We start from the raw sequence: 7,352 nt of genomic DNA, 5'->3' as shown, positions 1-7,352 counted from the left end.
ATCCCTTTTTGCTTCCTTTTTTAACTGGTCACTTATTTCCGCCTCGCTGCACTAGGGTGTTTTCTGCTTCGCTTTAGTAGATTCAGCGAGCTTTTTTGGCTTGAAGTAAGATTCCATTACCTGGCGTACCATTGGCGCAGCGACTTTCCCTCCACCCCCGCCTGAATGTTCCGCAAAGGCTACCACTACAATCTCTGGCTTATCAGCAGGTGCATACGCGCCAAACCAAGCGTGAGACAGACCTGGAGGTGCCTCAGCCGTTCCACTTTTACCGGATGTTGGGGGAAGCGTTGGCACGTCCATCGCTTTACCTGTGCCGCCACTCACAACCTGACGTAGACCTTGGCGCAGTACCTGTACGGTTTCTGGTTTGATATCTAAAGATTTTCGCCAATTCCTGGACTCTTCATTATCTTTGAGCAGGTGAGGTTTAATGCGATCGCCTCCATTGGCAGGTACAGAAAACATCACGGCAACTTGCAGTGGTGTGGCTTGCAGAAAACCTTGACCGATCGACATATTCACCGTATCTCCAACTGTCCACTCCCAGTTAAATTGCTTCCGCTTCCAAGCATCATCTGCAACTAATCCGGCGGCTTCTTCTGGTGCTAACTCAATTCCTGTTTTTTGACCGAAGCCATATTTTCGTGTCCAATCAATTAAGGTCTCTCCGCCAATTCCTCTACCAATCTGATAAAAGAAGGTATCACTACTCCAAGCCATTGCTCCTACGAATCCCAATGGACCGAATCCCGCGTGGTTCCAATCTGCAAATGTTGTTCCCGCAATCGTTATGGAAGGGTAGGTTTGCAAAACTGTATGGGGAGAATATTTGCCTGATTCAATTCCGGCCGTAGTCGTAACAATTTTGAAGGTACTCGCTGGAGCAAAACCTCGCAGCGCCCGGTTGACAAAGGGGTGGTCTTTGCTCTGTAGCTGCTTCCAAGTATCTGGAGTAATTCGGGTTGAAAAGAGATTGGGGTCATAGGTTGGGCGGCTGACCATTGCTAGAACCGCACCATTGTTAGGGTTGAGTGCAACAATTGCACCTTTACGATTGCCTAATGCGGCTTCTGCGGCTTTCTGGAGATCGAGATCAAGAGTAAGAGTGACATCTTTACCCGCTTTGGCTTCTTTTTGCCCCAGAATCCGTAGCACTTGACCTGCACCATCAACCTCGACCTGCTGACCGCCCCATTCTCCTCGTAGCTGTTGCTCAAAAGCCTCTTCGACACCCATCTGACCAACGATGTCACCCAGACGATAGCCTTCAGGTTTTCGTTCGGCAAACTCTTCGTCATTCAGTTCACCCGTGTAGCCGAGAACATGAGCAGCTAAATCCCCGTTGGGATAGTTCCGCACAGCTTCAATATCAACTTCTACGCCTTCGAGTTGGTCACTGTATTCTTCGAGGGCTGTAATCTGAGCGGGGCTAAGACCACGGGCAATCCGGATGAGCGAAGGCGAGTTAAAGCCCTCTTGTTCTACACGTTTTTGAATTTCTTCTTGGGGAATATTTAAAAGCTCTGAGAGGCGTTTGAGGGTTTGAGGCCACTCATTTGGCTTGAGTGCGATCGGCCAGAGAAATACTGAGTGAGACAAGCGGCTACTTGCTAATATTTTGCCCTTACAGTCAAAAATATTTCCCCGCACGGGTGGCTTTGGAATTAGACGAATTCGATTATTTTCTGCTAGCTGCCGATTCTGTTCTCCCTGAATTATCTGTAAGTATGCAAGACGAGAGCCAATTCCTCCTAGTAGGAAAACGCTAACGATTAGCATGACAAACAGAGATTGGTAGTTGCGTCCAACGCTACGAGAGGTAGTATGCCGCCCCGGTGAGGAGGATTGAATCAAGGTCATAGATCAGAAGATTTCAGCGAGTTAAGTCCAAAAGGAGACTATATAGCAAATTAAGGACATAACTCAAATCGCAACTCGTTAAAGGACGGGTTTAGAGGAACGAGAGTATTAATTTTGTAATCATTTCGCTGGTAAGCAAGATAGGAAAAGAATAAGGCAGGGAGATTAGAAGTTACGCGCAAACTTGGTTCACGCTCTTGAGCTTATTGACCTCATCCCACCAAGTCCTCAGTTTAGGAGTTTGAGCGGTAATTGCATCAAACTCTGGTGTCTGCGAGAGGTAGATAAAGATTGGAATCAGGTAGAAATCGGCGATGCTCAATTCGCTGCCTAGCAGATATGAACTACCAACAGTGAGCGACTCGATCGCCTCTGCTGCGGTTTTTGCAGGCGCGATCGCATTTTTCACTGCGTCCTCATCTGTTTTGCCACCCTGACTTGGCACAATTAGACGCTGTATCACAATTGTCGTGATTGCAGGTGAATAGAAATAGCTATCAATAATTGCCATAATCTGGCGCATCCGAGCCTTGGACAGCGGATTAGATGGGCTGAACTTGTTACTGGCTACGACAGTATCGAGATAGTCGGTAATGGCAGCCGTCTCATAAAGTAGTTCCCCATCCACTTCGAGGGGCCGACAATTTAGATATTTCCTGGGTTAAGGATGAACGCGAATGGTTGGAATGAAATATCTTCTTGATACAGAGGTCTGCATCATTTATCTAAAAGGCATAAATTTGAACTTAAAGCAGAGGCTTGATTCGGTTCCTATTCATCTTGATGGAATTGAATTATAGATATTGCTATAATCTCAGGCAGCTTTAAGCTGGCTCTTTCCTGGTTTTGGTGTTCCTGCAATCCATGTCTAATCAAGCTTCTGACTGTCTTAAGCAAAATGTTGAAAGAATTATGAAGATGTGGGAGGAGCGGGCGCGGGATGAAGTCAAAGCGTCAATGCATCAGGATTCTCTTGTCTTACAAAATTCGCTACCTCTGTACTTAAACCAACTGGTAGATGAACTCTCAAACACGATTGTCAGGACATCTGCCCGAATCGCGTCCGACGAGGTAGAAAGCACGCGAATTGGCAAGAAGCATGGGCATGAACGGGCGGGGTATGCTGACTACTCCATGACTCAGCTCATTCTCGAATACCACATTCTTCGTCAAGTAATCTTTCAAGTTTTAGAGGAAGAAGCACCTTTAGAAGTGAGAGAACGAGACATCATTATCGGCTCCATTGAGCAAGCCGTTAATGACGCTGCCACTCAATTCTCCGAGACGCTGCAAGATATTCAAGAGCTATTTATGGTGACGTTAACTCACGACCTCAGAGGCCCCCTTAATGTTGTAAAAATGGGAACTCAACTAACTCTGCGGCGGCTTGAACGAGGAGACACCCACCTGGATGTGGCGATGAAGATGATCAATGCGGTCAATCGGCTAGATTCGATGATTCAAAATCTGCTCGATGCAAGTCGGCTGCGGGCAGGGCAGAGCTTAAAGATTGAATTTGAAGAATGCAATTTAGAGATGCTAGTCCAGGAGGTAGCGGAGGATTTGAGCTTCGCTTATGGAGAGCGGTTTGTTGTGGTTTGTGATTCTGATATCAGGAGTTATTGCAGCCGTAAAGAAATACGGCGAGTGATTGAAAACTTAGCAATTAACGCTGTGAAATATGGTGCGTTTGGGACACCGATTACACTCACGCTCCAGCAAAATGAAACGCAGATCAGCCTTACTATCCATAATGAAGGCAATCCGATTGCCTTAGACGCTCAATCAATCCTATTTCAACAATTTCGTCGAACTAGCGCTGCTGAGGATCAAACAGGCTGGGGATTGGGATTATTTTTAGCAAAGAGTATTACTGAGGCGCATCAAGGGACGATTGTGGTTGAAAGTGCGGAGGGCAAGGGGACAAGTTTCATCATTAATTTACCAAAAGTTTCTCTTTAGTTAGCTGAGTTGCTCATAGGCTTATGTTTAGCAAGAGAAATCTTTTGGTCGATAAAACCTTTATTTTTCACTATTTTTAGCTATTTTAAGAATTTAACTGATGTTTCATGATTAACGAAAATGAAATTCGTACAGGTAGTATGAACAAGCTTATAAGGAAGTTTTGCAAAAAAGTTTAAAAACTTTTCAGAATTATCACCCAAACCTAATCCGTAGTATTCGATGATTACAACTTTAGGTTTGTGCTTTTCATAATCAAAAGTTTTCCAGACTTCTAGTTCAGTCCCTTCAACATCTATATCTAAGATATCAATTGCTCCAATATTATATTTTTCAAGTAAAGTTCCTAGTCTGAAAGCTGGAACTTTTACAGAATCTCTAAAGGGAATTTTAATTAGTCCCTCATATTTACCCTTTTGCAAAGTAGAGGATAACTCTGGCAAGAAAGATTGATTAAAGCTTATTTCTCCTTCTTGAAGGGAAATAGCAGCCCATTCTACGTTTAAGCGTTCTCTTTTGAGTAATTCAATTTGATTAATATCGGCATCAATACAGATACATTTCCAGCCATTTTTTTCAAAGAAGTAACTATTTGAAAGATAAGTTGGATGACCTGCTCCAATATCTATAAAAACTCCTTTTTGCAAAAACTCTATGTTTTCTACAATATATCTATCTTCTCCAAATTGTGAATGAAACTTAGTGTAGCCATAATCTTTATTGATTAGTTTAAAATACTTGTTTTTGAATCCAAAAAAGGACATCATTACTGCACTGTATAGAAGTTTTATTAAATTAGATAGTTCTCGCTTCATTGCACTTTTTATTTGGTAGGATGGTTAGTGAAATTCGTAGTATTGTAAGCTGAATAGCAGCCACTTTTGCTAAGCTAAAAATAAAATATCAACAAATTAATCGCTCTTGATATCCCTCTTCTGTCACTCTCCGAAAACTTTTGCCATTGCTGAATTCTAGAACTAACCTATGGTAGGCGATCGCAGACTTTTTCCTTCATAGAAATTGATCAGAGTAGAGAAATTGCCAAAATTAGATGGGCAAACGCTGTATTCCTTAATATACCTCCTTTGTAGGAAATATTAATAATAGGGAAAACCGGAGAGTGACAGAAGAGGGCTAACGCTGGTGGCACACAATACACGAGAGTTTGGGTGAATTGAGGGGTTGCAGGTTGAGGATTGGGAAATTGAGGCGTGAGCGATCGCTTTAGCACCTTCAAAAGCTTGTATAGAATTGCTTACGGGAAACAAATACTGCAATTCTAGTAAGATGCTTTACTCTGGCATTTTCACACAATCATCAGTGATGAATTCGCTGGCTTCAGTTACGCAAGGAGGCAAGCCAGGAGCGACCACAGCCAAGCCTTGTGTCTCTCGTTCCGCCACTTCAAAGTTCAAATTCAGCAAGAACTGAAGCGAATCTCCATTGGCTTTCATGCCGTATGCTTCTCGAACCGCAGCATCAAGTTCGGCATGGGCTTTGCGGAGGGGATTATCGCCGGGAAGATCTAAGGTGCGGTATAGATCGCGCAAACTCCACTGATTCTCAGACATTACCTTGCGCCGCAGTTGCCGTAATTTCACCGCTGCTGCTGCCACTTTTTTCACCTGGGATAGTTTAGGCGATTGGGGAAAGGGGAAGGTATCAAAAACAGTTTCTGAGGTATACCGAGGATCACGTTTAACAGTTGAGCCGCGCTCTACAAACCATACCCAGTGAATATCTGATTGCAAAATACCAAAAGAGTAATCATCAGCTACCAGAAAAACTTGCAGCGCATCGTTAGGATGAATTTCACGGTGAATAAATTCAAAAATTGAGCGTTTTATATGACGGGAACAGGCGACGTAACGAGGTAACGTTACAAGATTATTCAGCATCTCAAGCCGTCCTCTCCAGAATTTCCACCAATACCGAAAATGTAATTGCCGAGGACAAACTTCCTTACCTGTCTCTTCCCGCTCTTCGTCTGCATTTGCTTTCATGGCTGGCATAACATATTTCTGAACATGCTCAAACGCAGCACCATATCTCATAGCAGAGAAAATATCAGAACAAATATTTAGGTCAATAACAAAACGGGAAGGTAAGCTATCAGGGCGCTTTAGAAGATCGTTGCCAATCAAGTAAGGATGTAAAGCTGCTCTAGCTAATTTATCATTATCTAATTTCTTAGCTTCATCAGGACTAAGAAGAAAACCTTCATGACCATGAGTTTGTCCTTGATAGCAAATACAAGATTTAGCATTAGCTTGAATTCTTTTAGCTTTACTAACATCAAAATTAGCGGATAGTGACGAATTTATCTGATCTAGTTCTACTACTTTCCAAGGACTATCTTTGTTATCGCCAAATTGGGTGTAGAGTTTTTTCTTTCCTGTTTGCTCACCTTTTATCCAGTTAACAATTGAAACATGAACAACGGCATCACCTGACCAGACTTGATTAGAAACTGCCTCAGTAATTATTCCGTTACTTGCAACGATGTAATCTAAACCACCTTCACGGGAATAGTTTTGCCGGATGCTGTTCGTTCCCACCAGACCTGCTCGACCACTAGGTTTCAGTTCATCATGGGCACGACGAAACCAGTAGACACAATAATCTGCCCGTCCGGGAACGGCATCATATTTTGAGCGCACTTTTCGCACATAAGCTTCCCCAAATTCTTGCTGCATCTTGTTCTTCGATTGATAAGGCGGATTGCCAATAATTGCATCGACAGGTTCCCAATTGCAAAACAGCGCATCATCACAAATGATGTTTTTATCCAGGTTATCTAATGGCAAAGCCCGATCAAGTTCTAGCGGTAAACTCATCTGAGCGATATCAAGTAGTTTGTTTTCCTCATCCAGTGCCAGCTTTTTCGCGACCATCAAAGTTACTTTTGCCAATTCCACTGCAAACTGTTTCCTATCAATGCCGTAAAACTGTTTGATACTAATGAGGGAGAGCGTTCCAATTTGAGCTGCGGTGCGATCACTGAATTTTTCGTGGATCTTTGCCAGCAGTAGAGCTTCAAGGCGTTTTAACTCCCGGTAAGCCACATACAGAAAATTACCGCTGCCACATGCCGAATCAAGCACCTTAAACTGGTTAAGTTCCTGCCGCAATGCTAGTAATTCTTTTAACGTAGAAGCCGCTTCAATTCGTTCTCGCCAGGGACGCACGATTGTTGGCAACACCACCTTTTGAATATCTGCCTCACTGGTAAAATGTGCTCCTAATGCATGGCGTTCTTTCTTACCCATGCTGCCCTCAAACAGAGTACCAAAAATCGCAGGCTCGACCTTTGACCATTTCTCTGCTGAAGCTTCCAGCAAGAGTTTGATTTCATCCGGATCTAGCGGAATCGGATCGATCTCCGCAAAGATTCCACCGTTGAAGTAGGGTACATTTCGAGGCTCTTCAGTAGCTAATATGCTAAATCAATAGTTGAAAAAGTAAAGAACTATAAATAAATCTAGCAAATAGTTGGTAGATTTATTGCGATAATTGACACAGGAGGC

Annotated in this window: 5 protein-coding genes; 1 reads left to right on the top strand and 4 read right to left on the bottom strand. The window is 43.3% G+C overall.

Features of this window, described 5'->3' with window-relative positions:
• Positions 1 to 51 precede the first annotated feature (51 nt).
• Positions 52 to 1,863 carry a penicillin-binding protein 2 gene (gene mrdA / locus AC5JL3_RS20785; RefSeq protein ID WP_496076284.1) on the bottom strand — a complete coding sequence of 604 codons (1,812 nt, stop codon included), beginning with the start codon at positions 1,861 to 1,863 and terminating at the stop codon, positions 52 to 54.
• 172 nt (positions 1,864 to 2,035) lie between these two features.
• Entirely contained in the window at positions 2,036 to 2,491 is a 456-nt protein-coding gene (locus AC5JL3_RS20780; protein ID WP_496076283.1) for a glutathione S-transferase family protein, read from the bottom strand.
• Positions 2,492 to 2,727: 236 nt separating this feature from the next.
• Between AC5JL3_RS20780 and AC5JL3_RS20775 the strand changes: the two genes are divergently transcribed.
• On the top strand, positions 2,728 to 3,825 hold the full coding sequence (locus tag AC5JL3_RS20775) for a sensor histidine kinase (RefSeq protein ID WP_496076282.1): 1,098 nt from the start codon (positions 2,728 to 2,730) through the stop codon (positions 3,823 to 3,825).
• 80 nt (positions 3,826 to 3,905) lie between these two features.
• On the opposite strand, the gene AC5JL3_RS20770 is transcribed toward AC5JL3_RS20775, so the two are convergent.
• Together AC5JL3_RS20770 and AC5JL3_RS20765 are read right to left on the bottom strand one after the other, a co-directional pair.
• The gene (locus tag AC5JL3_RS20770) at positions 3,906 to 4,640 is read right to left on the bottom strand and encodes an FkbM family methyltransferase (protein ID WP_496076281.1); all 735 of its coding nucleotides are present in this window, start codon (positions 4,638 to 4,640) and stop codon (positions 3,906 to 3,908) included.
• Between the two features lie 477 nt (positions 4,641 to 5,117).
• Positions 5,118 to 7,166 carry a class I SAM-dependent DNA methyltransferase gene (locus AC5JL3_RS20765; protein ID WP_496076280.1) on the bottom strand — a complete coding sequence of 683 codons (2,049 nt, stop codon included), beginning with the start codon at positions 7,164 to 7,166 and terminating at the stop codon, positions 5,118 to 5,120.
• Between the last annotated feature and the right edge of the window lie 186 nt (positions 7,167 to 7,352).

This window comes from Symplocastrum torsivum, from assembly GCF_059505465.1.
This window is presented reverse-complemented; position numbering and strand designations above follow the sequence as displayed.

Coding starts and splice junctions, on each gene's coding strand:
- mrdA (WP_496076284.1), bottom strand. CDS start 1,863: ATGACCTTGATTCAATCCTCCTCACCGGGGCGGCATACTACCTCTCGT.
- AC5JL3_RS20775 (WP_496076282.1), top strand. CDS start 2,728: ATGTCTAATCAAGCTTCTGACTGTCTTAAGCAAAATGTTGAAAGAATT.
- AC5JL3_RS20770 (WP_496076281.1), bottom strand. CDS start 4,640: ATGAAGCGAGAACTATCTAATTTAATAAAACTTCTATACAGTGCAGTA.